This window comes from Mucilaginibacter sp. 3215, from assembly GCF_050433785.1.
Classification (GTDB): Bacteria; Bacteroidota; Bacteroidia; order Sphingobacteriales; family Sphingobacteriaceae; genus Mucilaginibacter.
This window is the reverse complement of sequence record NZ_JBNPWO010000040.1, coordinates 1-1,603: the sequence shown is the minus strand read 5'-3', so window position 1 is coordinate 1,603 and position 1,603 is coordinate 1. Positions and strand designations below refer to the sequence as shown.

Genomic DNA, 1,603 nt, shown 5'->3' with positions numbered 1-1,603 from the left:
CACCATAGCCGTTAACCTAAGGATTTTAAAAAAGTTTTTTTGAGGAGTTATAAATGACGGGGCTTCGCCATTGGGCAAAACCACTTAGATTTTCCCATATTTGTATAGTTTAATATTTATTAAAAAGGCGGTTTGTTTTCGAGGCAATTACCGCCTTTTCTTTTATAAAAATAAGTTTTTTTTCGCGATAATCATTCATTTTAAGGGGAAAAGCGCCTTTTATTTTCGATCAAAGTACATTTGTTACTGATTATGCATCCGAACTACAAACCAGCATCCGCTCAGTTATAGACCCTGATAAACTTTCTGAATTAGCTCGAAAAAGTGGTTTCCTACAAAGGCAGTCCAAGCTAAAACCATCGGAGTTTATCGACACGTTGATGTTTAGTGATTTAGACCATAGCCAGCTTAGTCTGCAGGATTGCTGTAACGATCTGGCCCAGCAACATCAGAAATCTTTAAGTAAAGTTGGACTGCACAAACGCTTCAATACAAGAACGCTTGACTTTCTGAAATCGGTTTTGTCAACCCAAATGGCTTTAAAGCTGGATCATGGCCAGCTAAACAGCTGGCAGCCTTTTTCACGTGTGCTAATCGCTGATTCCTCTAAGTTTACGCTACCCGACCAATTCGCGGAAGATTATCCAGGCTTTGGAAACTTTGGAGTATCTTCTATTATGAACATTCAGTATTCTTTTGATTTGAAGCACGGGAACTGGGAGAACCTTGAATTAACAAAAGCAACTGAAAATGACCAAAGTCATTCGGGAAAGACATTAGACCGGATCTGCAAAGACGAATTGCATATCCGGGACCTGGGGTTTGTAACATTAGAATATCTTGCAAGAGTAATTAAGGAAGAGGCATTTTTCCTGAACAGACCTCACCCACAGGTAAAGTTTGTCCAGTGCAGCAATGGTAAGCAGATAGATTGGGTAAAGCTGTACCAAAAGATGCAGAATAATAATAATCATTTTGATACGGAGGTTATTGTTGGAACAGGTAAAGATGCCATCACTTGTCGCCTGATCGCTTTACCTGTACCGGAGGCGGTATGGTCAGAACGAATAAGAAAAGCTGAACAAAAAGCAAAAAGTCAGAAAAGTAAACTTACTGATAAGTACAAGACCCGTTGTAAATTCAGCGTATTCATTACCAATACAACGAAAGAATCCCTTAACGCGGCAGCTATTATTCAATTGTATCGCTTACGATGGCAGATTGAATTAGTATTCAAAACATGGAAATCGTTGTTCGGTATACATCAGATCAAGGCAGTTAAAAAAGACAGATTGGAATGCCAGTTGATCGCCAAATTCATATGGATATTACTCAACTGGAAGATCTTCCGATGTATCGATGCAGCTATTCAAAAGGGAGTGCCCGGATACGCTTGCTCTATGTGGAAGTTTTTCAAGCAGGCACGCCAGTTTGATTATGCATTAAGAAAAGTGGTAAAAAGCTCCATGAGCTTTGAACAGTGGTGCGAGATATTCATTTTCCCAATTATAAAAAACATGCTCATTGAACCTAAGAAACGGAAAAAAGCAGCCTTTGAGATTGTTTACGACATATTCAATCCCTTAGGTTAACGGATATGGTG

The 1,603-nt window shown here is 39.2% G+C and carries 1 protein-coding gene; it reads left to right on the top strand.

Features of this window, described 5'->3' with window-relative positions; all coding sequences use genetic code 11:
• Positions 1-197: 197 nt before the first annotated feature.
• Positions 198-1,592, top strand: coding sequence for an IS4 family transposase (locus ABIC84_RS27470; RefSeq protein WP_426589699.1), 1,395 nt, complete (start codon positions 198-200; stop codon positions 1,590-1,592).
• Positions 1,593-1,603 lie beyond the last annotated feature (11 nt).